General features: G+C 62.2%; 23 protein-coding genes. 10 read left to right on the top strand and 13 right to left on the bottom strand.

Annotation, left to right across the window (positions count from 1 at the left end; translation table 11 throughout):
• Window positions 1-1,222, top strand: a 1,222-nt coding sequence (locus VJR29_07285; GenBank protein HKY63206.1) for a response regulator, incomplete at its 5' end; no start/stop codon positions are given.
• A 54-nt stretch (window positions 1,223-1,276) separates the two neighbouring features.
• Here VJR29_07285 and VJR29_07280 read toward each other — a convergent pair.
• The gene (locus VJR29_07280; GenBank protein ID HKY63205.1) at window positions 1,277-4,708 is read right to left on the bottom strand and encodes a protein kinase; all 3,432 of its coding nucleotides are present in this window, start codon (window positions 4,706-4,708) and stop codon (window positions 1,277-1,279) included.
• A 72-nt stretch (window positions 4,709-4,780) separates the two neighbouring features.
• On the opposite strand from VJR29_07280, the gene VJR29_07275 reads away from it, so the two are divergent.
• Window positions 4,781-5,587 carry a hypothetical protein gene (locus VJR29_07275; protein ID HKY63204.1) on the top strand — a complete coding sequence of 269 codons (807 nt, stop codon included), beginning with the start codon at window positions 4,781-4,783 and terminating at the stop codon, window positions 5,585-5,587.
• Window positions 5,565-6,038, top strand: coding sequence for a hypothetical protein (locus tag VJR29_07270; protein ID HKY63203.1), 474 nt, complete (start codon window positions 5,565-5,567; stop codon window positions 6,036-6,038). Before VJR29_07275 ends, VJR29_07270 begins: the two co-directional genes overlap by 23 nt.
• Before the next feature lie 20 nt (window positions 6,039-6,058).
• On the opposite strand, the gene VJR29_07265 is transcribed toward VJR29_07270, so the two are convergent.
• Window positions 6,059-7,051: a patatin-like phospholipase family protein gene (locus tag VJR29_07265; GenBank protein HKY63202.1), complete on the bottom strand. Its 993-nt coding sequence runs from the start codon at window positions 7,049-7,051 to the stop codon at window positions 6,059-6,061.
• Window positions 7,052-7,205: 154 nt separating this feature from the next.
• Between VJR29_07265 and VJR29_07260 the strand changes: the two genes are divergently transcribed.
• Window positions 7,206-8,015, top strand: coding sequence for a PAS domain-containing protein (locus VJR29_07260; GenBank protein HKY63201.1), 810 nt, complete (start codon window positions 7,206-7,208; stop codon window positions 8,013-8,015).
• Window positions 8,016-8,296: 281 nt separating this feature from the next.
• Window positions 8,297-11,116, top strand: coding sequence for a serine/threonine-protein kinase (locus tag VJR29_07255; GenBank protein ID HKY63200.1), 2,820 nt, complete (start codon window positions 8,297-8,299; stop codon window positions 11,114-11,116).
• Here VJR29_07255 and VJR29_07250 read toward each other — a convergent pair.
• Together VJR29_07250 and VJR29_07245 are read right to left on the bottom strand one after the other, a co-directional pair.
• Window positions 11,076-11,561, bottom strand: a complete 486-nt coding sequence (locus tag VJR29_07250) for a response regulator (GenBank protein ID HKY63199.1) — start codon at window positions 11,559-11,561, stop codon at window positions 11,076-11,078. The two genes, VJR29_07255 and VJR29_07250, sit on opposite strands and share 41 nt — an antisense overlap.
• A 14-nt stretch (window positions 11,562-11,575) precedes the next feature.
• The gene (locus tag VJR29_07245; protein ID HKY63198.1) at window positions 11,576-13,702 is read right to left on the bottom strand and encodes a PAS domain S-box protein; all 2,127 of its coding nucleotides are present in this window, start codon (window positions 13,700-13,702) and stop codon (window positions 11,576-11,578) included.
• A 166-nt stretch (window positions 13,703-13,868) separates the two neighbouring features.
• Here VJR29_07245 and VJR29_07240 point away from each other — a divergent pair, with 166 nt between their 5' ends.
• The 5 genes from VJR29_07240 to VJR29_07220 all read left to right on the top strand — a co-directional run bounded on the left by VJR29_07240 (window position 13,869) and on the right by VJR29_07220 (window position 18,651).
• Window positions 13,869-14,231, top strand: coding sequence for a response regulator (locus VJR29_07240; protein ID HKY63197.1), 363 nt, complete (start codon window positions 13,869-13,871; stop codon window positions 14,229-14,231).
• 49 nt (window positions 14,232-14,280) lie between these two features.
• On the top strand, window positions 14,281-16,299 hold the full coding sequence (locus VJR29_07235; protein ID HKY63196.1) for a transglycosylase SLT domain-containing protein: 2,019 nt from the start codon (window positions 14,281-14,283) through the stop codon (window positions 16,297-16,299).
• Window positions 16,300-16,308: 9 nt separating this feature from the next.
• Entirely contained in the window at window positions 16,309-16,701 is a 393-nt protein-coding gene (locus VJR29_07230) for an MAPEG family protein (GenBank protein ID HKY63195.1), read from the top strand.
• Between the two features lie 188 nt (window positions 16,702-16,889).
• Window positions 16,890-17,624: a hypothetical protein gene (locus VJR29_07225; protein HKY63194.1), complete on the top strand. Its 735-nt coding sequence runs from the start codon at window positions 16,890-16,892 to the stop codon at window positions 17,622-17,624.
• Entirely contained in the window at window positions 17,557-18,651 is a 1,095-nt protein-coding gene (locus tag VJR29_07220; protein ID HKY63193.1) for a lamin tail domain-containing protein, read from the top strand. Before VJR29_07225 ends, VJR29_07220 begins: the two co-directional genes overlap by 68 nt.
• A gap of 89 nt (window positions 18,652-18,740) precedes the next feature.
• Here VJR29_07220 and VJR29_07215 read toward each other — a convergent pair whose 3' ends face one another.
• The 9 genes from VJR29_07215 to VJR29_07175 form a co-directional block, all read right to left on the bottom strand.
• Window positions 18,741-19,037 (bottom strand): hypothetical protein, encoded by a 297-nt coding sequence (locus tag VJR29_07215; protein ID HKY63192.1) that lies wholly within the window; start codon window positions 19,035-19,037, stop codon window positions 18,741-18,743.
• Window positions 19,038-19,096: 59 nt separating this feature from the next.
• Window positions 19,097-19,699: an RdgB/HAM1 family non-canonical purine NTP pyrophosphatase gene (rdgB, locus tag VJR29_07210; protein HKY63191.1), complete on the bottom strand. Its 603-nt coding sequence runs from the start codon at window positions 19,697-19,699 to the stop codon at window positions 19,097-19,099.
• A complete protein-coding gene (gene rph, locus VJR29_07205; GenBank protein ID HKY63190.1) occupies window positions 19,696-20,424 on the bottom strand; it encodes a ribonuclease PH in 729 nt (242 codons plus the stop codon). Before rph ends, rdgB begins: the two co-directional genes overlap by 4 nt.
• 104 nt (window positions 20,425-20,528) lie before the next feature.
• Entirely contained in the window at window positions 20,529-21,650 is a 1,122-nt protein-coding gene (locus VJR29_07200) for a lipocalin family protein (protein ID HKY63189.1), read from the bottom strand.
• Window positions 21,651-21,926: 276 nt separating this feature from the next.
• Window positions 21,927-22,643 carry a response regulator transcription factor gene (locus VJR29_07195; GenBank protein ID HKY63188.1) on the bottom strand — a complete coding sequence of 239 codons (717 nt, stop codon included), beginning with the start codon at window positions 22,641-22,643 and terminating at the stop codon, window positions 21,927-21,929.
• Complete coding sequence (locus VJR29_07190) at window positions 22,631-23,656, bottom strand: PAS domain S-box protein (GenBank protein ID HKY63187.1); 1,026 nt, start codon at window positions 23,654-23,656, stop codon at window positions 22,631-22,633. The genes VJR29_07195 and VJR29_07190 overlap by 13 nt, the downstream gene beginning before the upstream one ends.
• Window positions 23,657-23,722: 66 nt before the next feature.
• A complete protein-coding gene (locus tag VJR29_07185; protein ID HKY63186.1) occupies window positions 23,723-24,550 on the bottom strand; it encodes a glycosyltransferase family A protein in 828 nt (275 codons plus the stop codon).
• A 3-nt stretch (window positions 24,551-24,553) separates the two neighbouring features.
• Entirely contained in the window at window positions 24,554-25,948 is a 1,395-nt protein-coding gene (gene dnaB, locus VJR29_07180; protein ID HKY63185.1) for a replicative DNA helicase, read from the bottom strand.
• 820 nt (window positions 25,949-26,768) lie between these two features.
• A complete protein-coding gene (locus VJR29_07175) occupies window positions 26,769-26,882 on the bottom strand; it encodes a 50S ribosomal L9 C-terminal domain-containing protein (GenBank protein ID HKY63184.1) in 114 nt (37 codons plus the stop codon).
• Window positions 26,883-26,893: the final 11 nt, after the last annotated feature.

Here is a 26,893-nt window from a genome sequence, read left to right as displayed (position 1 = left end):
TGGGGCGCCCCTCTCCCCTACCCCTCTCCCGCAAGGGGAGAGGGAGGAGAGCATTTCATGTGCCGAGCTCAATGCCGAGGTCGAGCTCAACCGCGATCCCAGCCTGCCCACCGTCGTCTGCGCCGAAGACAACCCCGACCTTCGCTATTTTCTCCGCGACCTGCTGCGCGACCAGCACAACGTCTTCGTCGGCGCCAACGGCGAGGAAGGCCTGGCCTTGGTCGAAAAATGGCGGCCCGACTTGATCCTCTCCGACGTCTCGATGCCGAAGATGGACGGGATGGAATTTTGCCGGCGGGTCCGGGAGAGCCCGGAGTTGAAAAACACGCCCTTCGTCCTGCTGACCGCCCGGACCCTGAGCGAATCGCGGCTCGAGGGCCTGGGCCGAGGCGCCGACGATTACCTGACCAAGCCCTTCTCCGAGGCCGAGCTGCTGGCCCGGGTCCACAACCTCATCTCCTTGCGCCGTGGGCAGCTTCGCCTCCAACGCGAATTGGCCGCCGCCCGTGCCATCCAGATCGCTCTGCTGCCGGCGGCCGGCCAGCGCTTCGATGGAGCCGGCTTCGACTTCCTCTACCACCCGAGCGAGGAGCTCTCCGGCGATTTCTGCGATATCCTGCGCCGCGACGACTGGGTCTACGTCTACGTCGCCGACGTCACCAGCCACGGGACCGCCTCGGCCCAAGTCACTTATCTGTTGAAGGAAATCGTCTCCGAGCTGGTCGAGCGCGGAAGCCAAGCGCCGGCCCTGCCCGAGCTTCTCCAAGAATTGCAAAAGCGCTACGCCTCGCGGCAGCTCGACTACGACGTCGCCATCCAGATCGCCCGCTACCATTTGGGCCAAAGGCTCTTGCAGGCCGCCCGCGGCGGAGCGCCCTCGCCGCTCCAGGTGAAGCGGGACTTCAGCTCCAAGGTGCTGATGATTCGGCCCAGCCCCTCACTTTCGCGCAGCTCGGCCTCGGCCGAGGCCGCGGCGATCTCGACCGGCGAGCTGGTCCTGGATCCGGGCGACGCGGTTTATTTCTTTACCGACGGTTGTTACGAGTTCCCGGCCGGCAGCCGGGATTATGGCGCGAAAAATTTGCACCTCGCGCTGACGCGGGCCCACGCCGCCAAGGACTGGAAGCGTTCGCTGCTCGACAGCCTGACCGCGGCCCATGGCGGCCGGAATTTTCCGGATGACCTGACCTGTTTGCGCATCATGCCGGAAGAGCGGGGCTAAAGCCCCTGGCTACAAGATCCCATCCCGTAGCAAGGGGCTTTAGCCCCGCGGCCTTCAGGCCCGCCCCGACAGCCGGCCCAAAAATCCCCGTAGCTTCGAACCAAGTCCTTTGGGCGAAGATTGGAAGGCCGCCAAATCTTCATAAAGCTTCTTGCGGCGCCATTGGCTGAGGTAGCGACGCCGGTACTCCTCGGGCAGCGAACCGACGATCGACTCGACGATTTGGACGCCTTGCTGCAGCAAGGGCAAGGCCGCCTCCGTCCCCTGGCGCCGGCTTCGGGCCAAGGCCCAATTGTGATAAAGCTCGCAGAGTATTTCCCGGAAGTGGCCGTCGCGGCACTCGCTCTCCACGCCGGCGAAAAGGCTTTCGCCGTCGGCGCCGCTCCGCGCCGCGGCCAGCTTGGCCTGCAGGAGATGGAGCCGGGCCGAAAACTCCTTGTCCTGACCGGGCGGCCGCAGCTCGCCGAGCAGGCGCTGACAGGCGGCGAAATCCATCCGGTCATAGGCCAGATCGGCCCGGGCGTAATCGGCCCAGGAGACGATCTCGGCGCTGCCGATCGCCCTGGCTTCCTCGGCGGTCCGCCGGAAAAGCTCCTCGGCCTTGACCGGGTCGCCGTGCTCCCTTTCCCAGTAGCCGTCCATCAAGGAATACCAAACCGCAAGTCCCGGATCCTGAGTCTGAGCGAGGAAATGCCGGCCGCTGTCGAAACAGCTCCGCGCCGACTCACCCATGCCCAAGGTCAGGTAGATGCTGCCTTGGCGGACGAAGCTGTAGGCCACGTCGCGGGCGCTCCCCATCCGCTGTTGAAAGGCCAGGATCTTCTGGAGCAGCGGCAAGCTCTCGGCATAGCGGCTTTCCTTGAGCAAGGCGGTGATCAAGTTGCCCATGATCGAAGTCAAGGCGTGCATGGCGCCGGTCTGCTCGGCCAGCGCCATCGCCCGCTTCAAGGTCGAGATGGCCTCCTCGTAACGGCCGGCTTGGAGATTGACATAGGCCTTGGCGTTAAGGAGCGCGATCTCGTCCTCCGGCTTGAGCCGGCCGAAATATTGCCGAGCCCGGGTTTCGTAGAAGGCCAGCGCTTCGGCGGCTTCGCCTTTCAGCACCAGGGCCAGGCCGAGGCCGTTGTTGCTGAACTTCCGGTCTTCGGGCGGGAGCGAATCCTCCAAGACCAGGGTCCGGCGAAACCGCTCGGCGGCTTCCTCGTAGCGGCCGCATTGCAGGTCGGTGTTGGCCAGCGCGTTTTCGATCGAGATCCGTTCCTGGAGCTTTCCCTCGGGCAAGCTCGCCAGCGCCTCGCTGTAGTGCGCTTGGGCGGCCGAGAAGTCGCGGCGCTTGAAATGGAGCCAGCCCCGCTGCTCGCAAACTTTCCAGGAGCCGTAAGGCTCGAGCTTCGCGAGCTGCTCTTCGGCCAGCCGAAATTGGCCGGTCAGGGTGGCGAGCCGGGCCGACTCGAGGCAGAGCTCGAGCCAAGCCTCGCCACCTTCGGCCAAAAGCCGCTGAGCCTTGCTGAGACAGCGGCTGGCGCTGGCAATCTCGCCCCGGCCCAGGAACTTCTCGCCGGCCTCGCGATAGCGCCGGGCCGCTTCCTCCTCCATCCCGGCCTTGGCCAAATGATAGCCCAGCTCCTCGTTCGAAGCCGAAGCCCGGCTCATCATGCCCCGAGCGATGCGCCGGTGGAATCCGGACCTGGCCTCGGGATCGAGCATCGCGATCAACTCGAGACCCAGGGCTTGGCTCGCCATCCGATAAGAGAGCCGGTCCTTGCCGGCTTCGGCGACCTGCTCGAGCAGCTCGCCCCGCAGCATCTCCTTGGCTCGCTGGTGGAGGGTTTCGGGACTTAAGCCCAGCATCGCCGCCAACTCCGCCTCGGCCACCGGCTGGAAGACTAGGGCCACGGTGTTGAGGATCTCGCGCTCTTCCGGCGCCAAGGCCGCCAGCCGCTCGCGGTAAATGCCGGCGAGCTCCGGCGGCCAAGCCGTTTCGCCGGCGGCATCGGACCCGGCGTGGTCCGCCAAGTAGCGCAAGCCCTCGGTCATCAACAGGGGTAAGCCGCCGGAATATTCGCCGAGCCGGCCGGCCAAACCGGCGCTGCGCTCGGTCTTGCCCAGCAGCTTCTCGGCGTATTCGCGCACCGCCTCGCGGTCGAGGCGCTTCAAACGAGTCCCTTGCTCCAGCTCGTCCTTGGTGGCGACCGCGATGAAGCAATGGCCGGATGCGGGCAGCGCCGGATCGCGAACCGCCATCGCCTCGATGGTCTGGCGGAACTCGGGATCGGCCTTGTGAAAATCGTCGATCAGCAGGCAAAAGGGCCGGGCCGCTGCGGCCTCGCGAAGGCAGTCGACCTTGCGGCGCCGCTGCCAGTCCTCATTCAGGTTGTCCTGGGCCAAGGCCGGCAACCCGATGGCTTCGGCCAGCTTCGGCCAGGAGGAAATCTCCCAATCGCAGGTCAAGCTAAAGACCGGCACCTCTTGGAGCGCGGCCATTTGCCGGATTTCCTGGAGCAAGCGGCTCTTGCCGATGCCGCGCTCGCCGCAGAAGAAGCGCAGCTCGGAGCGAGCCGGCGAATCGGGCGCGAAGATCCGGCTCAGGGTTTCGCGGAGCTCGCGGAGCAATTCGCTCCGCCCGACCAGCGGGCCTTCCTTGGGAAGATTTTTATGAAACTCGGCCTCGACGTCGCGGTAACGCCCGCCGGTGGCCAGGTTCATGAAATTGAGCACGGCCCGGGCGCTGGAAAAACGGTCGGAGGGGCTCTTGGCCAATAGATTCGAGATCAGCTCCCGCTGATAGGCCGGCAAGGCGGCCGCGGCCCAAAGCTTCTCCGGCACCGAACCCCGGCGGTGCCAATCGAGCGCCTCGCGCTGCTGCCGCTGATCGAAGGGCAAGCCGCCGCCGAGAGTCTCGAGGCAGAGCATGCCCAGCGAATAGAGATCCATCCGCGGATCGATCCGCGGCTCGGCCGAGAAAAGCTCCGGCGCCATGTAAGCCGGCGAGCCGCCGATGCCTTGGCTCGAGCCCTGCTGCAGCCGGGTCGCGACGCCGAAGTCGATGATCTTGGCGAAAGGCTTCCCTTCACGGCATTGGACCAGGATGTTCTCCGGCTTGAGGTCGAGGTGGACCACGCCTTGGGAATGAATGCAATCGAGAGCCGAAAGGATTTGGACCAAGGCGTCCTCGAACCAGCTCAGCGGCCGGCCGCGGCTGGCCTCGGAAATCGGAAGGCCTTCGCAATATTCCGAGGCAAAATAATATTGGGAGCGGCTTTCGTCGAAGCCGAAATCGAGGACCCGGGCCAGATGGGCGTGCTTCAGCTCGCAGAGCAGCTCGAATTCACGCTTGAAAAGGAGGACCGCCGCCGCAAAACCGGGCGAATTCCGGTCGAGCCGGAGGTACTTTAAGGCGACTTCCTCGCCGTCGGCTGGGGCGGCCTTCCACACCTCGCCGAAGCTGCCTTCGCCGATCTTCTGGAGAAGATTGAATTTTTGCAATCCTAACCCCTTGCTCATTCCCGTGGATTGACTAACATGGATCTTACCCTGCTCCGCGGAACATTCCAAGCTATGGCTTTTCAAGCGCGCCAAACCGTCGACGTCCTAGTGGTGGGAGAGGCCTTGGCCCGAAGCGGCGCCCCACTGCTTCAGGAGCTGGGTTGCTCCTTCGAGACGGTTCCCGATCGGGCCGCGGCCGAGAAATGGCTCGTCGAGAAGTCGGTCGCCATCCTGGCGGCCGAGGACTCACTGCTCGAAGCCATCGTCGCGGCGGCGGACCGAGATTACCCGCTTCATTTCATGGCCGGCTCGCCGCTCGACCGCGAAGATCTTAAGATCACGGTCGGCAAGCTCCAGTCGGGCAAAATTTTCGGCCTCGAGCTCTACGGCATTCCGGTCCGGGAAAAGATCGAGCTGAAAGGCGGCGAATCGCGCTATCCGGCGGTCGACCGGGTCAAGGCCTTCTTCCTCGAACAGGGCGTCGCCGGCCGTATCGTCGACAAGGTCGAGCAAGCGCTCCACGAGCTGATCATGAACGCCGGGCCGGCGGTCGAATTGGCCTATGGGATCGGCCCCGACAGCCTCGCGATCTCGGCCAGCGATCCGCGCGGCGACCTCGACCGAGCCACCCTTTTCACCGCCATTCGCCGCGCCGCTCTCGAAAAATCGGTCGTCGAGGAGCCGGGCCGCGGCGCCGGCCTGGGGCTTCTCTTAAGCCTCAAGGCCTGTGGGCGCCTGATTTTCAACGTTTCGCCGGGCCGTCAAACCGAGGCGATCGCGATCTTTCACCGGGCAAAATCGCTGGGCGAAGCGGCCAAGATGGGGCACTCTTTCCATTATTTCCAGGAGTCTAACCATGAGCCAAAAACTGAACATTGAACGGCGCGACGAATTGAACTTGAGCTTCCTCACGGTGAAGGGGGTCATCGACGAGGACGCCGATTTCAAGGCCGCTTTCGCCGGCTTGAAGCCCAAGGTTTCGATCGACCTCGAGGGGGTCAGCTTCATCAATAGCTGCGGAGTGCGGGAATGGGTCCGGGCGGTGCAGGAATTTCTTAAGCAAGCCGACCTTCAGCTGCTGCGCTGCGCCCCGCGGATCGTCGAGCAAGCCAATTACGTCGCCAACTTCACCGGCCCCGGCAAGATCGTCTCCTTCATGGCTCCCTATTACTGCCCCAAGTGCCAGAAGGAACGGACCGCCCTGCTGCAATCGGCCGACTTCAAATCGGGCGCCCCGAGCCAAGCGCCGAGCCAGAAATGCCCGGCCTGCGGGAGCAAGATGGACTTCGACGACTTGGAAGAGGAGTACTTTTCTTTCCTGGATCGGTAGGGGCGACCCTTGGGGTCGCCTTACCCCAGCAGCGAATCGTTGATCCGACTCATGTGCTCGGGCAGCGCCGCTTCGGCGATCTCCATCACCTTGGGAATGTCGTGGGTGTCCAAGAGGCCGACCTGGGGAAGGTTGAAGTTGATCTCCCAGAGCTCGACATTGGGATCCTGGAGCAGCACCCGTTTCTGTTCGGCGATCCGAGCCTTGCGAACCAAGTCGGTCAAGCGGGCCGTCATCCGCAAGGTCGGCACCCGTTTCAGCAGCCAGTTCTCGAAAATCCCCATCGCCGAAAGCTCCGAGCCCAGATCGACCGCGATCACCAAGAGCCGCTTGCGCTTCTCCAGGCCGGCCTCGCGGTCAAGGACCCATTTTTTATAGATCGAGAGGGTCGGGACCTCCTCGCCAATGCCGCCGTCGCTGTAAATCCGACGGCCGTTGGTGTCCTCGATGGTTTTAGGAACGAAGAGGACCGGCACCGAGCTCGAGGCGATGATCGCCTCCAGCGGATCGGTGCGATAGATGAAATCGGAATAAAGCCCTTCGGGAATCTCATGGGGCGTCAGGACATCGGTCCGATTGGTCTCCAGGTTATAAGCCAGCAAATAGCAAGGCAGCTTGCCCTTCTGCAACCTCGAGGCTTCCTGAATCAGGCTTTGAAGCTCTCGATGAATGTTGTGGAATCCGCTGAAGGGTTTGCCGTTGCCTTTCGGAAAGACCGCTTCCCGGATCATTTGCATGGCGATATTGACCCCGGTCGGGGCCAAGCGAATCGTGCTTTTGCCGTTTCCGAAATAATGGTCGGTCACTTGCTGGAGGGCGGCCGCATCCAGCCCCATCGAGTAGAGGAGGCTGACGACCGCGCCGCCGCTGGCCCCCCAAAGCTCGTCGATATGCTTGTAAGCCCCCAGCTTTTCGAGAAATCGCAGGACCGAGATATGGGCGAACATGCGGATGCCGCCGCTGCCCAATGACACGGCGACCTTGGTGTCCCGGTGGGTGAGGACTCGGGCCATGCGCTCGAAGCCCTTGACCGACCCGCCACGTCCCGTCCGGGTAGCCCTTGCCGCCGATACTGTGTTGATCTTCCTTACGCTCAGATTTAGAATTCTAGGCGAACCCCCCACTTCTCGACAAGGCTCTTCTGACGCAAAGGAGACGGATCGTCCTATGGAATGGAAATCCAATCGCCGAATACTGTGCATTGCCGAATCGCCGCCGGTCCTTCAACCGCCCTTGTCGATGCACGAAGTCCTTCATGTCAAACGCTTGGAGAGAGCCGGTGAGATCATGCATCAAAATCGGCCCGACTTGGTGATTTACTTCATCAAGGATAAGGGCGACGACCTCGAAGAGCACGTCTTGAATTGGCTGATCGCCGGCTTCCGCGGCAAAATTCTGCTCTTCGATCCCCAAAACCGGGTGAAAGACAGCGAAGCCCTCATCCACGGCCAAGTGATCGACGAATACCACGACGGCCCGATCGGCCAGGCCCGCTTCCACACCATCCTCAAGAGCCATTTGGCTCACGACCTACGTTTTGCCTCGCCCCGGGCGATGACGACCTTCGATCTCTTTCGGAATTTATTCGACCGTTGTCTCAACGCCATCTTCCTCTTCAACGAAAGCCTGAATCGTTGCGTCACCGCCAACCTTCAAGCCGAGCGGATGACCGGAAAATCGCTGGAAGCGCTGCGGCGGATGAGCCTCAAGCAGCTCTGCTCCGAGGCCGACTATGAAAATCAGTTCTTGCCTGTCCTCCGGAAGGCCGCTCGCAGCTACTACGACGTGAAAGGCCTGACCCGCTTCAAGAACGAGGAGGGCGAGTTCAAGCCGGTGACCTTCAGCTGCGGCATCTTCGATTTCGGGCGGAAGAAGTTCGTCAAGGTCGAAGTCCAACCCGGCGCCGAGCTCAAAAGGGAGGAAAAACCAAAAAAAAGCCGGCGCAACCCGGTCGAAGCCCATTCCACCCTGCATTGAACCTCATGGACCGGCCATTTGTCATAAGCACTTGAATATACTGAATAATTATCCGAAAGCCGGGGGAGCGGGTGAAAATATGCCTGAAATTTCGGCTGCTTGGCTGTCCGGGCTTCTGTCACGAAAAACCGGGGTGAAATCAGGAGCCTCGATCACAAACAACCTTCCCTAATGCCCGACGATAAGGCATTAGATACTGGGGCACATATTTCCTTTATATGGGGTGAAATTCTTCGCCCCTCTCTGCCCCGACATTTTTGCTCTCGAAGGTTTCTGATCGAATGGATTCGCTTCTCGCATTGAAGGCCCCGGCCGCGGCGGCCGAGAATACGCCTCCGCAACCGGTTTCACCCGCCCGACAAGTCCTGGTGGACGCTCAGCGGTTTTTCACCGCCAACCCGGAGCAGGCCACGGCTTCGTCGAACCGGGAGCTCGACTCCTTATCCAAGGAGAAGGATGAAGAGCTGCTCGCCGCCGGATTGGTGCATTTCGCCGGCCAGCTTAAGGGAAAGAAGAAGCTCGAAGGAGCGGCCTTCATTTATAGTCGTTTGGCTGAATCCGAAGTCCCGGCCGAGCAGCGCCAAAAGGCGGCGGCCGAGCTCGGCGCCATGACCGGCGCCGGCGGCAGCTTCGGCCAGCGAGCCGAGTTTCTTTTTTCGCGCTTCCAAGAAGATTCCACCAGCTACCAGCTGATCGCGCCGATGCTCGGCGCCACCTTCCTCGGCCAAGTCGCCGGCTCGGCGGCTTTGGGCCGCCTCTTGGCTCCGGCCGCCCGCGGCTCCGGCGGCTTGCTCGGCTCGGCCTGGATGGCCCGGGCCGGCGCCGCTTCGACCGGCTACCTCGCCGAAGTTTCGGCCTTCACCGTCCTCGGCCGGGCCCTCGCGCCCCAAACGCCGGGCCCCTGGACCGACGATTTCGCCCGTGGCGCCCTCACGGTCGGCGTCTTCAAATTCGCCGGCACCGCCGGCCAGGGTTTGGGCAAGCACATGGCCAGCACGCCTTACGCCCCGCTCAACCGGATTTCGCAGACCGTTCTTCCCCAGGCCACGGCCTTGACCGGCCTGATGGCCGCTCATCGCCTGGAAGAAAAGGTCGGCCTGCGGCCCCATGTCGAAGGCCAAAATCTTTTCTTCGAATCGCTGGCCTCGCTGGCCGCTTTAACGGTCGGCGCGCGGTTGGGCCGCGGCGTCCTTGGCGAAGGCTTTCATCAGACTCAGGCCGAGCTGCAGCTCCGCTCGCGCCAGCTCAGCAACACTCCGCGTTGGCCCGAGCTGTTTCGGCCCAAGCCAGCTCTGGCGCTGGCCGGCGGCCTGCCCGGCTCCTTCGCTCCGGCCGAGCCCCCGCTTGGCCAAGTTTGGGCGATGGCGATGAACGGCAACGGCAATGGTGGCGGCGGTAAGAAAACCGGGACTTTCGGTTCCGATCGCTTGTCCGACGGCGGCGTCCCGGCCCGGGTCCGGCAAAGCGGTTACTCCAAAGAACCTCGGCCCGAGACCCTCGATCCGGCCGACGTCGTCGAACATTACTCCTTGCCGCCGGAGTCCAACTCCACCCCCGCGGGCTCGACGGTCGAGGTCAGGGACGCCTATGTCGGGACCGTCATCGGCGGTCGCTATCGGATCGACGCCATGCTCGCCGAAGGCGGCATGGGCATGGTTTATCGGGGCGAGATGCCGGCGATCGAGCGGCCGGTGGCCATCAAGCTCTTAAAGAAGGAGTCGGTGGAAAATCCCGAGGTCGTCCACCGCTTCCTGACCGAGGCCAAGATCGTTCAAAAAATCGACAACCCCCACATCATCGATGTGCTGGATTTCGGCCAATTGGATAACGGCGCCTATTATTTGGTGATGGAATTTCTCAAGGGCAAGGAGCTCAGCAGCTTGATCGATGTGGACCTTGGGAAGACCGAGCCGCTGGAACGTTTCCTTCCGATCTTCCGTCAAATCGCCGAGGGCCTGCAGGCGGCTCATGAAGCCGGCGTCGTCCATCGCGATCTCAAGCCCGAGAATATTTACCTCGTCAAGCGCGGAAACGAGAAGGACTTCGTCAAGATCCTCGATTTCGGCATTGCCAAGGTCCAAACCGCCGCCGGCAATGCGCGTCTCACCCAAGAGGGGGTTGCCTTCGGAACCCCGATGTATATGTCGCCGGAACAAGTGAAAGGCGATCCGATCGACCATCGCAGCGACATTTACTCCTTTGGAGCCGTGCTCTATGAGGCGGTCACCGCCAAGATGCTCTGGCACCATGCCAAGACCATTCCCGAAATCTACACCTTGCATCTGAACAACGCGCCCATTCCACCGCGACAAATGGCCGCTAACCCGGAGAAAATTCCGGAAGGCCTCGAAGCGATCATCCTCAAGTGCCTCCAAAAGGAGCCGGATCATCGCTACCAGTCGATGGATGAGGTCATCGCCGACATCGACTTGCTGCAGAGAAACATGGCGCCGCAAGCCCTGAACGACATCGTGGTCCGGAAGGCCACCTCGAGCCCCTTCGCCAACGCGGCGCCCTTCCCGGGCGGAGCCAATGGCCAGGTGCTGCCCACCGGCTCGCGCCATGACCCGACCATGTATATCCCGCGCAAAAAGCCCTTCCCCAAGCTGGCCATCGGCGGAAGCGTGGTTGCTGCCGGGGCGCTAGGAGCCGCGACCTATTTCTTGCTCAGCAACGGCAAGGACGATTCGAAGACCAAGGGGGCGGCGCCAAGCCCTGAGGTGACCCCGCCGCCGGTCCCGACGCCCGAGGTGGCTCCGATCAAGCCCGACGCGACGCCGGCCCCGGAAAAAATCCCGGTCCTGCTCTCGGTCGAGCCGTCCGACGCCAAGATCTTCCAAGACGACAAGGATTTGGGGAAGAGCCCGGTCCTGCTTCAGCTGGAGAAAGGCTCCAAGGTCGAGCTGGTGGTGCGCCGCGAAGGCTACAAGATCCAGGCCGTCACCATCGACGGCTCCCAGGACAAGGTCGCGGTGAACCTCGAGAAAGAAGGCCGCGCGAACCCTCGTCCCTCGGGCAACCCCCGTCCCAAGGCCTCCAATGGCCCCAAGACTCCGAAGCCTAAGGGTTCCTCCGAAGAGATATACATTCCTTGGAAATAAGCGAAGGCTGCTCCACCGTGTCCAGCCAGTAGCGGCTCAGCGAGCGGATCACCTCGACGATCTGCTCGAGCCGAACCGGCTTGCGGATAAAGCTGCCGCCCAGGCTGTAGACGAGCTGGACGTCCTCCTCGTTGCGCGAGGTGGTCAATACCACCAGCGGAATCGGCTGGAGGGCCGGGTTGGCCTTGATCTCCTGCAAGGCCTGGCGGCCGTCCTTTCGCGGCATGTTCAAGTCGAGCAGGATCAGCCAAGGACGCGGCGAATTCCCCGGCTCGGTGTAGGCTCCGCGGCCCAGGAGGTAGTCGAGGAGCTCCACCCCGTCTTTCACCCAATAGAGCTCGGCGCCCGAGCCGACCTCGAGAAAAGCATCCTTGGTCAGCAGGAAATGGTCGTCGTCGTCCTCGGCGATCAAGACGACCTTTTTGACTCCGTTTTCCTCACTCATGAACCACTCACTTCTCAGGCCGCCTGAGCCCGCGGCGGGTGCACCGGCAGCTTGACTTTGAACACGGTCTTCTCGCCGGGCCGGCTGCTGACTTCGATCGAGCCGCTATGACGGGCGACGATCTTTTGACAGATCGCCAGACCCATCCCGGTCCCCTCATATTCATTACGACCATGGAGACGTTGGAAGGGTTTAAAGATCACATCGGCGAATTTTTCCTCGAAGCCGATGCCCCGGTCCTCGATCCAAATCTCGGCCTGGCCGTCGCCTCCGGTTCGGCCGTGGATATTCACCTCCGGCGGCTCGCCGGGCTTGGCGAACTTCAAGGCATTGCTGGTCAAATTCTGAAAAAGTTGAAGCATTTGGCTGCGGTCGGCCTCGATGACCGGCAGCTCCCCGATTTCGATCCGAGCCTTGGACTCGGCGATCCGCCATTCCAGCACCGAAAGGACCTCCCGCATCACCGCCGCCAAGTCAACCTCCTCGTAGGGCCGGGCCCGGGTGGTGACCCGGGCGTAAAGCAGCAAGTCGTCGATGAGCTGCCGCATCCGGAGCGCGGCCCGCTGGATCCGCTCAAGGCTGTCAGCGGCCTTCTCGCTCAGCGAGCCGGCCGTATTGAGGCGGAGGCGGTCGCCGAAGGCGATGATCTTGTGCAGGGGCTCTTGGAGGTCGTGGGAAGCCACGTAGGCGAAGTCCTGAAGCTCCTTATTGGAGCGAGCCAGGTCCTCGCTTTTTTGGCGGATCGCCTCCTCGGCCCGCTTCGACTCGGTGATGTCACGGACGAAGGCGCTGAAGACGTGGTCGCCGCCCCACTTGAGCGGCGAAACCGAGATCTCCACCGGAAACTCGTGGCCGTCGCTGTGCCGGGCGGTGGTTTCGACCCGGCGGTTCATCATCGCTTCGTGGCCGGTCTTGAGGAAGCGTTGCATCAGCCGCTCGTAGATTTCGCGGTGCTCCGGCGGCATGATCAGCTCGGCGGCCTGGCGGCCCATCGCCTCCAGCGAGCTCCAGCCGAAACAGCGCTCGGCCTGGGGATTCCAATAGGTGATCCGGCCGTTGGCGTCGAGGACCACGATCGCGTCCATGGCATGGTCGATGATGGTGCGGATCCGCTCCTCGCTCTCCCGCAGCTTTTCCTCGGCCAAGCGCCGGGCGGTGACGTCGCTGGCGGTGCCGGTGGTGCCGACCACCTTCCCCTGGGCATCGCGAGCCACCAGCGCGTTGAAGCTCAAGTAGATCGGCGTCCCGTTCTTTTTCAAATGCTCGGTTTCGTAATGAAACAAGGGCTGGCCGGACTTGACCCGCTGGAAGACCTCCATATCCTTGAGCGCTTGGGCCGGCTTTTCGAATTCGGTAAAGGCCCGGCCCAGCATCTCCTCGGGCTCGTAACCGTAAATCCGGCGGGCGGCTTCGCGGTTGAGGAAGGTCCAACGGCCCTCGGCATCGACCGACCAGATCAAATCGTGCGAGGTCTCGACCAAGTCGCGGTATTGCTTCTCGCTCCGCTTCAGCTCCTCCTCGGCCCGGGAGCGCTCCTGGATCTCCTTGACCAGCTCTTCGTTGATTCGCGAAAGCTCGGCGGTGCGCTGCGCGACCCGAAGCTCGAGCTGGTCCCGAGCCTTGCGCAATTCTTCCTCGGCCAAGCGCCGGGCCGAGACGTCGCGAATGGTCCCGACGATGAAAGGCCGACGCTGCTCGTCGATGTAAAGCGATTTGCGGGTGACGATGATGTGCTTCTGACCGGCGCGGTCGGTGAAAGATTCCTCGTTGAGGTTGACTTGACCGGTCGAAAAGACCTCCTCGTCTTTCTGCCAAAAGACGTCGGCCTCTTCTTTCGGGAAAAACTCGTAATCGGAATGCCCGAGGAGCTCTTCGCGGCGATGGCCGATGAATTGGCAGCAGGCATCGTTGAGCAGAACCCAGCGGTGCTCCCGGTCCTTCACGAAGATGGGGTCGGCGATGGTGTTCAGGACCCGGTCCAGGCTCCCCTGGGGCAAGCGGCCCGGACCCGGCTGAATCGCCGTTCCCTTGGGTTTCGACCCCGTTCGTCCCCGCCCCAAACCCAGCCAATAGCCCAAGATCAAAAGGGAAAAGGCGAAAATCAACAAGCCCCAAGTCAAAATGTGGCTTTCGGCGAGCATAATTGCGGATAAGATCTTAACTTAGCCCTAAAATTTAGACTAAAATAGAAATTTGAGAAAAGGATCCCCAATTTCTCGATTGTACTCATGGCCGGTTCTTTGCTAAGGCAGCCCCCGGTCTTCGGTTAAGGGAAAAACCTGAGGGGGAACCCGAATGATCCCAAAAGTGAAGCGTGTGCTCGTGATCGATGACGATCCCGATATCTTAACGCTCCTTAAAGAGACCCTTGAAGCCAATCACTTCGAGTGCCATGTCGCCGCCTCGCCGCAAGAGGGTCTCGAAACCGCCATCGCCAGCAAGCCTCATTTGATTCTATTAGACCTCATGCTTCCGGGCATGAGCGGCTTCGGCTTCATGCGTGAGCTCAAAAAGCACAAGGAGCTGGCCGCCACTCCCATCGTGGTCCTGACCGCGCTCTCCGACGAGGAGATCGCCGAGGAAAGCCTCTCGCTGGGCGCCAAGGGCTACTTGAGCAAGGCCTGCAACGCCAAAGAGCTGGTCACGATGGTTCAAGCCTATTCCGACTGAAGCGAAAAATCTGTTGGCCTTCCCGCCGGAAGAAACTAAACCTTTCTCCATGATGATTTCCTTTTTGCGGCGACTGACGCTCGCCCTTTTCCTCTGCCTGCCGTCCCCTTCACTTTGGTCGCTGGATTCGGCCTTTCAACAGGGCTACGAGGCCTTTTCGCGGCGGGACTACGCCGCGGCCAATGCCGCGCTGGCCAAGGCTAAGTCGGCGGCCGGCCACGCTCTCCACGATTATTACCTCTGGGCCTTGGGCCGAAGCCGCTTGGAGCTGGGTGACACCGCCGGCGGGCTCAAAGCGCTCGAGGAATTGGTCAAACAGGAGCCCGGAAGCCTGTGGGTCGATCCGGCCAAAATCCAAATCGCCCGGGGCTTGCGCGAGCGCGGCGAAATCCCCGAAGCCAAGCGCCGGCTCGAAGAGCTCCTGCCTACGCTGCCCGAGGCCTGGAAGGGCGAAGCCCTGCTCCAGCTCGGCCTGACCGAGGCCGCCGCCGGCAACCAAGCGGCGGCCCTGGTACGTTTTCGCGAGCTGGAAGTCGAATATCCGGCCTCGGCCGCCGCCGACCGTCTCGCCGAGGAGCGGGGAAAATTGGCCTTGCCGGCGCCGGCGCTCACGGCCGCCGAGCAATTGCGCCGCGCCGACCGCCTCTTCGAAGCCAAATCCTATACCCAAGCTCTGGCCGCCTACGACGCGGCCGGCGGAGAATCGAGCGTCGCCCGGGTGAAAAAGGGTGAAAGCCTCTACGCGCTCCGCCGCTACGGCGCCTCGCTGCCTTATCTTCAGCCCGGCGCCGGCGTTCCGCCCGACTTGGCCCGGAGCGCCCTGCTTCACCGCGGCCTGGCCTTGTTGCGCAGCGGCAACGAGGCCGGCTCGATCGCCGAGTTCGAAAAGGTCCAACGGCTCTACCCCGGCACCGCCGAGGGCGAGGAAGCGCTCTACCGAGCGGGGATGGTTCAGCACCAAGCCGGCCGCTTCAGCGAGGCCGCCGGCTTCTTCGATCGGCTGGCCCAAGCCTATCCGCAGGGAAGCTTTCGCGACAAAGGACTCTGGGCCGCGGCTTGGACGGCCTATCGGAAAGACGATGGGGCCACGGCCAAGCGCTGGCTCGAGGCCATGCAGCAAGGCGCCTCCGACGGCGCGACTCGCGGCAAGGCGCTCTACTGGCTGGGCCGGATCGCCGAGCGCGATGGCAAGAAAAGCGAGGCCGAAGCTTACTGGAAGACGGCGGGCCAGGTCGCGCCCTTCAGCTATTACGGCTTCATGGCCTTGAAGCGGCTGCAAAATTCCGAGGACTTGAGCAAGACGCCCCAGGTCCCGGCCGATTGGCGGAAGACCGCGGCGCCGGCGGCGAGCTCGACCAAAACCGCGGCCGAGCTTCATTTCCACAAGGCGGTGGCCCTGTCCGAAGCCGGGCTGGGCCGCTTCGCCCAGGCCGAGCTCGACGCGGCGATCGAAAAGAGCGAAGGCGATCCTCAGGGCCGCGGCCGCCTGCTGGAGCTGGCCAAGGGCAGCCACGCCTATTTCATCCCGGTTCAGTTCGGCCAAAAGTATTGGGATAAAATGAAAGTCGCCTTCCCCGACAGCGCCAGCGCCGAAAGCTTTCGCATCCACATGATGTATCCCTTCGCCTATCGCAGCTTGGTGGAGAAATCGGCTTCGCACGAAGGCCTGCCGCCGGCCCTGGTCGTGGCCCTGATGCGGCAGGAAAGCGCCTTCATGCCGTGGATCAGCTCTTCGGCCAATGCGAGGGGCTTGATGCAGCTTCTGCCGGCGACGGCCACCATGCGGGCCAAGGCCGAGGGAATCCCGCCCGGCGATCTCTTCGATCCGGCCTACAATATCCAGGTCGGGACCGCCGAGCTGAAGGCGATGCTCGACCGCAACGGCGGCAACTGGCCGCTGGCTTTCTCGGCCTACAATGCCGGGCCGGGCCGGGCCAAGGAATGGTCGGCCAGCTTCGGCCAACTGAAAACCGACGAGTTCATCGAGGAAATCCCCTTCGCCGAGACCAACCTCTACGCGAAGTTGGTGCTGCGAAATTATTGGTCTTATCGAACCCTCTACCCTTGAGGAGGAATCATGAATATCCCCTTCCTCTGCGTCGCTCTGGCTTTCCTCCTGCTCTATCTCACCAAGATTCCGGTGGCGGTGGCGATGGGCCGCTCCAAGGGCGGTTATGACAACCGCCATCCCCGCGATCAGCAAGCCGCTCTGCTCGGCTGGGGCCGGCGAGCGGTCGCGGCCCACCAAAACGCCTTCGAAGCCTTCGCCCCTTTCGCGGCGGCGGTCCTGACCGCCCATGCCGCCGGCGCCGATCCGATCTGGAGCGCCCGGCTGGCCATTCTCTTCGTCATCGCCCGGGTGGTTTACACCGGCCTCTACCTTGCCGATTGGGCCAGCCTGCGAAGCACGATCTGGATGATCGGCGTCCTTTGCACCGCCGGACTTTTCTACCTCGCGATTTTCCGCTGAGCCGTCGCGTTTTCGGTCGCCTCTGAATGACACCCCCCTTTGAAAAAGGGGGGTTGGGGGGATTTAAGAATCGCCGCAAAAAAATGCTGGCTCCGTTTAAATCAAGGAGCGCCGTTAAATCCCCCCTGCCCCCCTTTTTCAAAGGGGGGTATAAGAAGCTGGCATGGGCGTTGCTCCAATGCGCTGGCATGGAACATTGGATCCTCAGCGCACTCCTTCTCCTCCCGCTGCTCTTCTTTCCACTTCGCGCGCCGGCCGGCGAGTTCCCGCCGCCCGAGCGGCTTCCGGCGCTCGAGCTTTTGGAGCAGGCAGCCTTGGGCCGAGCCGGGCTCCAGCCCGACAAGATCCAACGCTGGCAGCGTAATTCCCGGCGAGCCGTCGCCCTGCCCCGCCTCCAGATCGGCTTCGAACAGAGCGATCAGCAAAACAACACCGCCATCATCCAGGACAGCATTTCGGTCACCTCCTCGGGCATCACCATCGGCCCCGAGTCCAATCGGGTCGACCAGGATTTCGGCAACGACCGCGGGTTCGAGGTGAAGGCCGTCTGGGCCTTGGACGAGCTGCTCTTCAATCGCGACGAGATCGAGATCAGCCGCGAGGCCCGCGACCTCACCTTGATCCGCGGCCGCCTGCAAGAGGAGCTCCGCGACACTTACTTCCTGCTGAAAGCTCAGCTTTGGCGCTTCCAAGCCGAGCCGTCCCTGCGGCTCGATCCGACCGAGGTGCTACAAGCCCAGCAACGGGCCGCCCGCTTGGACAGCCTCAGCGGCGGAGCCTTCCGCCGGCTGGCCAAGGATTTCGTCCTACCCCTGCCGCCGCCCGAAAGCTTCCATCTTATCTCGGAGAAAACCCATGAAAAGCCCCAGGACCCGCCGAACAAGCAAGCTTCGTCTCCTGCCGCTGATCGCCGCCTGCCTTGAGCTGGCCGCCTGCGCCCAGCCGAGCTGGGGCGAGTTCTCCTCCTTGATCGAGGAGCAGCCTTTCGTCATCGAAGTCGCCCCGGCCGACGGCAGCCGGATCGAGAAGCAAAGCGAGTTCGTCCTGCGCTTCTCGGAGCGTCTCGACCTAGCCTCGTTGGAAAAGGACGCCGTCGCCCTGCTCTTCAATGCCGAGGAAAAAACTTTTTCCGATATCGGGGACCTGATGGACGATTTGGCATCGGGCGAGCTCGCCGCGGTGCCTTCTCAATTCCTGCTCGACTCCGAGGAAAAGGAGTTGAGCCTCCTGCCCGAAGGCGAGCTGGCCGACGGAATCTACCACCTGGTCATCACTCCGGCCCTCCTTTCGGTGCAAGGCCTGCCTTTCAACCAAAAGCCCGGAGAATCGCCCCAGCTCTTCATCGCCCGTTACATCGTGGGCGAAGGCGAGCTGCCCCAGCTCGGTGAATCCCCTGCCGGCCCGACGAGTCCGCCCCCGCCGATCTTCGGCCCCCCACCCGAAAGCTTAGTGATCCAGGAGTTTCTTTACGACGGCAAGGTCAGCGAGACCGACGGCGAAGCCTTCGTCGAGCTTTACGGAACGGCCGGCGCCGACATCAGCCTCTATCAAGTGCTTTTCCTGAACGGCAGCAACGGCGAGGAGACCGAAAGGATCACGCTGCCGCCGAATTCAATCCTTGGCGAAGACGGAATTTTTCTCATCGCCGACTTGAAAACCGGATCGACCACCAGCTCGGGCGTCGCCGGTGCCGACTTCCTGGACCAGTTCGATCCTCAAAACGGCCCCGACGGCTTGCAATTGCTGAATCGCGACGGCGAGCTCTTGGATACGGTGGCTTACGGCGAAGGCGCGGTGGCCCTGGCCGTGAACGGGCTGGCTTTGGGCGAAGGCCTTCCGGCTCCGGACGTCACCGCCGGCCATAGCCTCAGCCGCCTCGCGGGTGCCGATAGCGGCGACAATCGCTTGGATTTCCAGGATCAGGTCACGCCTTCACCGGGCAGTCTTTAACAGCCGATCCGGGCTCCATCGACCGCCCAAAAATCCTTCGGATTTTAGGGGCCCGCCAATCCGCCTGCGGCGTGCTTGGCCCGACCACCTCAACGATAGGGGTTGGGAATATGGAAGACGTTCACCCGGCGGCCTCGGTTGCTGCTTTGAGGCGCGATATTCTTCTCGTCGTGGCGATAGGGATTGGGAATGAATTCGTCTTTCACGGCTTGCTCCCGACAAGCCGGCTCCGGCTTGTAGGGATTGGGAATGGCGCAGGCTTCGCGAAGCATCTGGCGATAGGGATTTTCGCCCTCGAGCGTCGCTTCGGCCAGCCCGCGGGGATACAGCTCGTTCAGCATCCGGGTGTAGGGATTTTCAAGGAAATCTTCAGTGATAATCGACATTTGAGCCCCTCTTGGATCGGAAGTATAGCAGGATTATCGGGCTTGAAAAGGAAAGGTTGTCAGAAGGGCCGGCCGAGCTGCTTCAAAGCCTGCAAGGCTCGAAAACGGTGGGATAGAGAGTTTTTTTCCGGCGGAGAAAGCTCGGCTAAGCTTTGCTGGAAACCTTCGGGGATGAAAACCGGATCGTAGCCGAAGCCGCCATGACCTTGCGGAGCTTCGGCGATGCGGCCCCAGAGCTCACCCTGTCCGATTCTTTCGCGGCCGTCGCGATGGCGCAGCACCACCACGCTGCGAAAGACCGCCCGGCGCTTTTCCGGGGGAATTCCCCGCAGCTCGGTCAAAAGCTTGCGCCAATTTTCCTCATCACCGGCGCCCTCGCCGGCATAGCGGGCCGAGCGCACGCCGGGCTTCCAAGCCAGGGCCTCGACTTCCAACCCGCTGTCGTCGGCCAAAGCCCATTCGCCGCAATATTCGGCCGCCAGCCGGGCCTTCTCGCGGGCATTGCTCAAGTAATCCTCGGCGGCCTCTTGGGCTTCGGGCGCTTCGGGATAATCGCGCAGCGACGTCCACTCCACCGCCCAGTCGGCGAGGATATCCTGAATCTCGCGGAGCTTGCCGAGATTGCGAGTGGCCAGGACGATGCGCTTCGGCTTCCCGCTCATCGCGGCCAAATCCCTTGGAGGGCCGCTCGCTGCGCCTTGGCGATCTTGACCAGCCCGGTCGCGGCCAAGTCGAGGAGCGATTTGGCCTCGGCCTTGCTGAAGGGCCGGTGCTCGGCGGTGCCTTGAAGCTCGACGAATTCGCCCTTGCCGGTCATCACGACGTTCATATCGACGTCGGCCGCCGAATCCTCTTCGTAGCAGAGGTCGAGGCAGAGCTTGCGCTGGAAGAGCCCGACGCTCACGGCCGCCACCGTGTCCTTGAGCGGCCATTTCTCGATCTTCTTTTCCTTCATCAAGCGCCGGCAAGCCAGAGCCAAGGCGATCATCGCGCCGTTGATCGCCGCGCAGCGGGTCCCGCCGTCGGCTTGGAGGACTTCGCAATCCAAAGTGATGCTGTAGGGTCCCAATAATTTGAAATCGACGACGGCCCGCAAGGCCCGGCCGACCAAGCGGCTGATCTCCTGGGTCCGGCCCGAGACCTTGCCCTTGACCGATTCGCGGTCGGAGCGGGTGTGGGTGGCCCGCGGCAGCATCGCGTACTCGGCGGTGACCCAGCCGAGGCCCGATTCCTTGCGCCACTTCGGCAAATCCTCGGCCACCGAGGCTAGGCAAAGCACCCGGGTGTGGCCCATCTCGACCAGGCAGGAGCCCTCGGCGTAACGGTTGACGTTTTTTTTAAAATGAAGCGGCCGGAGGCCCGGCGACTTGGATCTCGAAGTTTTCACCGGCTCGATCCTGCATCAGCGCCCGGGATTGAGAAAGCGGAAAATAAAAAGACCGCCCCCTTTCGAGGGCGGTCGCTCATAACGGCCCTATAGCCGTGCTCGCTCTAAACCGGATTGGGGGGGCCACCGATCCAATCTTGGACTTCGGCGGTTCCGGAGACCGGCTGGCCATCGACCGTTCCTTCGACCGTTGCCGCTCCGTTGTAGAATGAATGAAAGAGTCCCAAGGTGTTGAACACTTCTTGATTCGGCAACAGCGGAGTCAGAGTTAGGTGAATATCGCGCGACGGAATATCGGCATAGAAGACCGTCGGATACTCCACGCCGGTCTCCGGGCTGACCCAGCTTCCGCCGGTGGTCATCTCGAAATCCTCGCCGGTCAGCTCTTCGTAGCCGCAGAAGGGCGGGGCGAAGGCACGAGTGCCGGTCCTGATCACCGGCGCACCGGTCTGGCGCATCGTGACGTCGAAGAGCATCAGCTCCTCGCCATTGTCGAGCCGGATGGCGTACCAGAACATCTTGACGTCGCCCTGCTCGTGAATCGCCGCCTGCCTCTCGGACCAGCCCTCGCCGAACACCACCTTAGTTTTCCCACCGTCGGTGACCTTGCCGACAAGCGCGTTCCGTGTCCGGCTGTAGTAATAGTTGCTGCCGACGTCGTTGCCGGTGTCGGGATCGATGTAGGACATGAAACTGTCGCCGTTGTGATAGACGGGATCCTTGAGGTTCAAGAAGGTCAGGTCGAACTTGACGTCGTCGATCTGATGAGTGACCCGATAGTCGCCGGCGCGGCCCTGGACGGTGGGAGCATTGTGCGAAATTGGGGTGTCGGCGAGCCGAATATCGAGGTAGCCGTCCTCGGTCGCGACATAGGGGATGCCGAAGGTCGCCCAAGTTTGATTGTGGTAAGTTCCGCCGTCAAGGTCGGTGATGTTCCCGGTGATGACCAGCACGTCGAAGGGCAAGTATAAGAAAAGGTAGCCAAAACCGTAGTTATGTCCGGTGAAAGTCTGGACGTGGCCATTGAACTGCCAGGCATCAACCGGAAAACCGGGTGTCCCGGCTTTCGGCGAGTCGTCTTCCGGCAAGTTGATGGGGACTCCCGGCGGGGGCTGATGGTTGGTGAGACAGAGATTAAGCGTGTCGCTGCCGAAGGCGTTGCCGGCTGCCAGCGTTAGGCTGCCCAAGCTCGCCACCAGGAGCGATTTCCAATGGAATGTGTGCATGGCGATTCTCCTTTTAGGAGAAAGCTTGGGCGCCTTGCGAAAGCCGAACAAGCCGGGAAGATTCTGACAAGAGCTGTCATCCTGAGCGAAGCGAAGGATCCGTGACCAATCCAGCGCCTAGGATTTCGGAGCTCCTTCGCATTCTCGGAATCCCTTGACGGGACACGAAGAGACGTTGGCTTTTTAAGGGTCTTGGCAGGTAGCGGATCCTTCGCTTCGCTCAGGATGACAAAGCTGGCCGTTAAAGAAGGCGTTATTACTTTGTAGGTCTAAACACTACAAACGGGAGGCGGCGAGCTCGGAGCCGCGGTGGCCCGAGCTCCAGAAGGTGGCCGAGCGCAGCAGCTCGTTGGCGTCGCGCAGCCGAAGCTTGGTTTTGAGCCGGGCCCGATAGGTCTCGACCGTCTTCACGCTCAGGTCCAGCTTGGCCGCAATTTCGCGGGTATTCAGGCCTTGCCCCAGCAGTTGGAAGATCTGAAGCTCGCGGTCGCTCATCTTGGGAAGGGCCCGCAACCGCTTCTTCTCGCCGATCGAGACCAGGCCCAAGGAGGGGTCCTCGACCAACCGGGGACTAATGTAAATCCGGCCCTTCAGCAGCGAGCCTATCGCCTCCAACAGTGAAGTCAGTCGTTCTTGCTTGAGCGCGTAGCCCTCGGCGCCGGCCTCGAGGGCCCGCTGAGCGAAGAAGATGTCGCGTTCCGAGGTGAAGACCAGGATCGGCAGCTGGGGATGCCGGCTCCGGATTTCGCGGATCAGCGGAAAAGCGCTGCCGCCGTGAAACTGAAGGTCGAGGATCACCAAGTCGGGCTTCAATCGGTGGATCGCTTCCAAGGCTTCCGAGGGGTCCTCGGCCTCGCCGCAGATCTGGAGATCGGCAACCGACTTGGCCAAATCATGGAGACCGCGGAGCACGATCGGCTGTTCGTCGAGCAGGAAGATTTTACGCTTCTTGGGCCGCGGCTTGGCGCCGGGCTTGGCTTTCAGAAAAGACATCGGACCGAGGTCCCTCCCTTGGGGCCGGCCTGGATGTGCAGCTCGCCGCCGATCAGCTTGGCCCGATATTCCATGACTTTCAGCCCCAAGCCCTCGGGGGACTCGGCCGCCGCCGGGAAGCCGCGGCCGTCATCCCGAATTTCCAGCGCCCCCTTGCCTTCGGCGTTGGCGGCCAGGTGAATCTCGACATGACGGGCTCGCCCGTGGCGCAGGGCATTGGTCACGGCCTCCTCGATGATTCGGTAGAGATGGAGGTTTCGCTCGGAATTGGTCGCCATCCCCCGCAAATCCAAATGGCAGGAAACGCGGGCTCCGAAGTGAGCCTGGGCTCGCTCGGCCAAATCCTGGACGACAACGGCGAAATCTTCATCCAGCGCCAGGGCCGGGAAGAGGGACTGGGATATCTCCTTGGTGCGGAAGGCCAACCGATGCAGATCGGATCGGATTTCCGACGCGATCTCGGCCGCCGGAGTGAGGCGCCCCTTGAGCTTCCGCTCCAACAGCATCGCCTTGAGGGCCAGGCCGTTGAGCCCTTGGCAGATGTCTTCGCGCAGGCCTTTGCCGAGGCGAAGCTTCTCCCGGTCGCTGATATCCAGCGCCTGCCGCTCCACGACCGGCTCCCGCCGGTGTCTTTCTTCTTGGAGCTTCTGCCGGGTGATGTCCACCGCCGATCCGATATAGCCCAAGAAGGCGCCGCCTTCGTCGAAGCGCGGGAAGCTGATGTCGAGCATGGAGACATAATTCCCGTCCGGCCGCTTCGAGCGGTATTCCTGGCGGTAAAAACCGAATAGCGGCGAGGCCAGGAGCTGCCTCTGGTTCTCCCGCATCCGCTCGAGATCTTCGGGGTGGATCAGCTCCAACCAGGCATCGCCGAGCAAGTCTTGATGACCGAAATGTTGGAGCATGGCTTCGTTGCAGTAGACGCAACGATGCTCCTCGTTGGTCATCCAGATCATGACGTTGGGCGCCCGAAGCAAGGCTTTGCGGGCTTCGATTTCGAGATCGGCTTTCACGGCATAGGCTCCCCAAAAAATCGACTTAAGATTAGAGAAGCCGCCGAAATTTGGCAAGATGCTGGATCAATCGAGGGCGAGGGAGCGAAGGCGCTCTCGATAGGGGTCGATTTGACCGGGCCGACGCTTTTGAAAGCCATTGGAGAGGATCTCCAGTTTCCGAGCCAGCTCTTCTATTACCTTCGCCCTTTGATGTGGGGCAAGGGTTTCTTGCCGAAGCAATTTCTCCAGCGCTTCGACCCGGAAGCGGTCCATGCCCCAGTGGGCGCGGGAAAGTTGATCGAGATGCCCTCCCCGCTTGAGGACCAAGGGCTCTTCCAAAGTGCGGAAAGGACTGGCCAGCGAGGCCCGCAACCAAAGCTCGTAGTCCTCGCAAACCTCGAAGCTCTCGTCGAAGCCGCCCAGCTCCACGAAAAATTCGCGGCGGAACATCACCCCCGAAGGCGAGATCAGGCAGCGGCTCAAGCAGGCCTCGAAAACCTGACCCGAGGGCTTGGCGTGTTTCTTCATCGGGTTGACCCGAGCGCCGTTGCGATACCAAATTTCCTCGGTTTGACAGAAGCGGCACTCCGGATTTTCCTCGAGGAAGGCGGTTTGGGTTTCGAGCTTCGGCGGCAGCCAGAGATCGTCGGAGTCGAGGAAGGCCAGATACTCGGTCTCGGCCGCGGCCGCGCCGAGATTGCGGGCGGCCGCCGGACCGCGATTGTCCTGGCGCAGCGCGATCAGCCCTTTTTGGGATTGGAGCCAATCCCAGGTCCCGTCGGTCGAGCCGTCGTCGACGACGATCAGCTGACGCGGCGGCAGGGATTGGCGACGAACCGACTCGACGGCCTCGCCGAGCATTTCCAATCGATTGTAGGTCGGAATGACGGCGGTGACGTCGGAGAAAAGCACGGCCTAGAATTCCGGCAGCGAGTGCATCTCGGGCATCATCTCGCCGTAGTGCTGCTCCAAATCCTCGAAGCGGGTGTATTCGTGGAAGAACTTCAGCTTGGCGGTGTCGACCGGCCCATTGCGCTGCTTGCCGATGATGATCTCGGCCACGCCCTTTTCCGGCGTGTCGCGGTTGTAGACCTCGTCGCGATAGATGAACATGATCACGTCGGCGTCCTGCTCGATGGCGCCGGACTCGCGAAGGTCCGAGAGCAGCGGACGCTTGTCGGTCCGCGACTCGACGCCGCGGTTGAGCTGGCTCAAGGCCACCACCGGGACGTTGAGCTCCTTGGCCAGGGCCTTGAGCGAACGGCTGATGTCGCTGATCTCGCGCTCCCGGCTTTCGGTGACCTCGCTGCGCATGAGCTGGAGGTAGTCGACGACGATCAGCCCCAAATCGTGCTCCTTCTTGAGGCGCCGGGCCTTGGCCCGCATCTCCAGCACCGAGAGCGCCGGCGTGTCGTCGATGAAGAGCAGGGTCTCGGAGAGCCGGCTGGCAGCCTTGGTCAGCTTGGGCCAATCGCTTTCCCGCAGGAAGCCGGAGCGCAGCTTCGACGAGTCGATCTTGGCCTCGGAGCAAAGCATTCTCTGGACCAATTGCTCCTTGGACATTTCGAGCGAAAAGACAGCCGCGGCCCGCTTCGATTCCATCGCCGCATTGGTCGCCACGTTGAGGGCGAAGGCGGTCTTGCCCATCGAGGGCCGGCCGGCGACGATGATCAAGTCGGAGCGCTGGAGGCCGGCGGTCATCCGGTTCAGCTCCTTGAAGCCGGTCGGCAGGCCGGTGACCGCGCTCTTGTTCTCGTAGAGCTGCTCGATGGCCTTGAAGGCGTCCTTGACGACCTCGCGGACCGGCGTGAAGGACTGGCGGATGTTGCGCTCGCTGATCTGGAAGATGCTCTTCTCGGCCATGTCGAGGAAGCCGCCGATGTCGTCGTTGCCGCGGTAACCCTCATTGACGATGTCGGTGGCCACCCGGATCAGGCTGCGGAGCATGGCCTTCTCGCGGATGATCTTGGCGTAGTGCACGACCGATGCCGAGGTCGCGACCGAGGCGGCGAGCTGGGCCAGGTAGCCGGAGCCGCCGATCGCCTCGAGCTCCTCGTTGCGATTCAACTCGTTGCCCAGGGTGATGACGTCGGGCGGCTCGTCCTTCTCGTAGACGCCGATCACGGCTCGGAAAATTTTTTGGTGGGCGCCTTTATAGAAATCCTCGGGCCGGAGCACGTCGATGATCTTGTGAACGGCCTCGGGGTCGATCAGCAAGGCGCCGAGGAGGGAAGCTTCGGCATCCAAAGCTTGGGGCGGAAGCTTGCGGGCCTCTTCGAAATCCGAGATTTTGGCGAAGCGCTCGGCCATCCGGTCTCGCTACACAAGTCGCGGCCTTGTCGCAAGAGGTCTTGTGGGGGCCCGGCTCAGGAGCTTGGTTTGTGCATAAAATAGCTTAGGTGATGGTCCGGGCTGCGTGGATTTTAGCGCTAACTTGGATCTTCTTGCCCGGTCGGGGAGCCCGGGGACTCCTCCTCACTTTTTTCCCCGGCCCTCAAGCCGGGCCGGGGAAAGCTTGGTCCATCGATGTCTATTGGATGCTTTAAGGTGATCGACGGCCCAAAAGCCGTTCGGAGGAGTCCCCGGGCTCCCCGACCTACCGTTGTGCTGATGCCAGGTCATCCTGAGCGGGGGCCCCAGTCGAACGCCGTCAGGTCCGAGAGAGACTGGGGGGAAGGATCTGCGACTGGCCAAGAGGCTAATGGACTCCAAAGCCCCTTCGTATCCTTGGAATTCCCTTAATTGGACGCGAAGAAAATGGGTCTTCCATAAAAACCTTGGTAGGTCGCAGATCCTTCGCTTCGCTCAGGATGACAGGCTTGCCGGCATAGTAGTAGCACAGTGGTAGGTCGGGGTCTGGGTGGGGATGCCTCTCTCAAAATATCTCTGCAGGAGGGAGGGCGTATGAAGGCCGAAAAATCCGACGGAGCCAAAAACTTAGGGGCTGACGAAGGAAGCCACTAAGTTTTATGGCGAAGCGGATTTTTCGGACTGAGTAGCCCGACCGGGCAGAATTTTGAGAGAGGCATCCCCACCCAGACCCCGACCGGGCAAAAAGACGAAAGTCGGCAGCATCGCGAGCTCCCTCTCCCGGCCTTCGGCCACCCTCTCCCGCAAGGGGAGAGGGAGATTACTTCTTCTCTTCGCGGATGACCCAAAGCTTGAAGGTCGCGCGAACCTCCGGGTGGAGCTTCACGGCGACGTCGAAGCCGCCGATGCTCTTGATCGGGGCCTCGAGCTCGATCAGGTGCTTGT

The organism is bacterium (assembly GCA_035281585.1).
In the GTDB taxonomy this organism is placed as follows: Bacteria; UBA10199; UBA10199; order DSSB01; family DSSB01; genus DATEDP01.
This window is presented reverse-complemented; position numbering and strand designations above follow the sequence as displayed.